1 protein-coding gene is annotated in these 236 nt (G+C 41.5%); it reads right to left on the bottom strand.

Going from position 1 to position 236, the window contains the following annotated elements:
- A partial coding sequence (locus NHF50_RS15590; RefSeq protein WP_252777361.1) for a hypothetical protein occupies nucleotides 1-236 on the bottom strand: 236 nt, incomplete at both ends.

The following is a 236-nucleotide window of genomic DNA, read 5'->3' as shown; positions in this document are numbered from 1 at the left end:
TGGTTAGAGCCACCGTTAATTGTATACGTTACAACAGCGCCTGCAGTTCCACTTAAGTCAAACACTGCATCTTCGCCTTCACAAATACTTCCGTTACTCGATAATGTTCCGAAAGATGGCGTTGGATTTACCGTTACTGTTGAGGAATCCGACAAAATCGAAGAACAAGTTCCTAAACTAATATCGCTCAACACTATACTTTGATCTGTTGTAGGTGACACTATAACTACCTGTGC

It is taken from the genome of Flavobacterium sp. NRK F10, assembly GCF_024054235.1.
Lineage (GTDB): Bacteria > Bacteroidota > Bacteroidia > Flavobacteriales > Flavobacteriaceae > Flavobacterium > Flavobacterium sediminis.
The sequence above is the reverse complement of the archived record's forward strand: the minus strand, read 5'-3'. Positions and strand labels throughout refer to the sequence as shown.